Raw genomic sequence first — 1,551 nt, 5'->3', positions numbered from 1 at the left:
GCTAACTAATGCTTAGCCTATTATCGCTTATGTTTCTTCACAGCAATAGTTAAACGACTTGTACAGACTAAGCGTTGACGCTCATCCGTGATGTTTATCTGCCATACTTGGGTAGACACACCTAAGTGAATAGGCTCAGCAGTACCGACAACATGGCCATCGCGCATTGATCTAACGTGGTTTGCGTTGATATCTAGCCCAACGCAATAGTAGCCTTCTGGAACGCAAAAATTAGCAGCCAATGAGCCAAGCGTTTCTGCTAACACAACCGATGCGCCGCCATGGAGCATACCTAAAGGTTGGTGGGTAAAATGACAAACCGGCATGGTTGCCACCAAAGAGTTGTCGTTGACCTCGGTGTATACAATATTGAGGTGTTCAATTAAGGTATTTTTTGAGGTCGCGTTGAAGATCTCTAGGTCAACGGGCTTTTTCCAAATACTCATGTAGGTTCCTTAATTATTGGCTTTGTTATCGCGTGTGCAGTTTTATCATCGTTAATAGGTTGATAAAACCAATAACGTTAGCATTATTGCTGGGATTATTACCGAAATAGTTATCTTACTGCTACTAGCTATTACACAAGTTGATGTTAACATGCATAAAAACCGAATACACGGAGGATATTGTATGACGTCATGGATGAAGTTTGCCTCGCTTCTTACACTCGCTGGGCTAAGTGCATGCAGCGCTTCCCCAACAGGCAGAAACCAATTACTGCTTTTTTCAGATAAAGATATGTCTCAGCTTGGAGCACAGTCTTTTGAACAAATGAAGAAAGAACAACCCATCAGCAAAGATGCAAAAACGAACGCTTATGTACAGTGCGTCGCAAACAGCATCACGCAATACATTCCTAAACAAGGTTTTAGTGAATGGGAAGTTGTTGTCTTTGACAGTGACCAAGTAAACGCATTCGCCCTACCAGGTGGAAAAATTGGCGTATATACCGGGTTGCTTAAGGTAGCGGTTAATCAAGACCAACTCGCGACAGTTATCGGGCACGAAGTGGCGCACGTTTTAGCAGACCACAGTAACGAGCGCCTATCTCAGTCTCAAATCGCTAACACTGGTTTATCGGTTACTAGCATCGCATTAGGCACATCAGAATACAGCCAATATCAAGGTATGACGATGGCTGCTTTAGGTTTAGGCGTTCAGTATGGCGTTATTCTACCGTATGGGCGAACTCAAGAATCTGAAGCCGATGTTGTTGGCCTAGAGTATATGGCTAGAGCTGGATTCGATCCTAACCAAAGTGTCGACTTATGGCAAAACATGGCGAAGGCATCGGGTGGTAATCAGCCCCCAGAACTGCTTTCTACACACCCTTCGCACAGTACGCGTATCAAAGATCTGCAAGCGACGATCAAAACGCTTCCCCAATCGGGTTCTCCAAGACCAAATTGCAAAACGTAATTTTACATTTGTTTAGACGCTAAACTTCGAATACAAAAATGCCCTATCCATATTGGCTAGGGCACTTTTTTGTTTTGGTTCTTGTTAAGTACCAAGAATTTGCAATGGTAGGCTTAATAGTTGATCACCAGT

The 1,551-nt window shown here is 43.5% G+C and carries 2 protein-coding genes; one reads left to right on the top strand and one right to left on the bottom strand.

Translation table 11 applies throughout. The features are described from left to right. Nucleotides 1-20: 20 nt before the first annotated feature. Nucleotides 21-446, bottom strand: coding sequence for a hotdog fold thioesterase (locus AB4496_RS22065; RefSeq protein ID WP_009845321.1), 426 nt, complete (start codon nucleotides 444-446; stop codon nucleotides 21-23). A 184-nt stretch (nucleotides 447-630) separates the two neighbouring features. Between AB4496_RS22065 and AB4496_RS22060 the strand changes: the two genes are divergently transcribed. Beyond that, a complete protein-coding gene (locus AB4496_RS22060) occupies nucleotides 631-1,419 on the top strand; it encodes a M48 family metallopeptidase (protein ID WP_009845320.1) in 789 nt (262 codons plus the stop codon). Nucleotides 1,420-1,551 lie beyond the last annotated feature (132 nt).

The sequence above is a fragment of the Vibrio sp. 10N.222.46.A1 genome, assembly GCF_041473595.1.
Lineage (GTDB): Bacteria > Pseudomonadota > Gammaproteobacteria > Enterobacterales > Vibrionaceae > Vibrio > Vibrio tasmaniensis_A.
The sequence above is the reverse complement of the archived record's forward strand: the minus strand, read 5'-3'. Positions and strand labels throughout refer to the sequence as shown.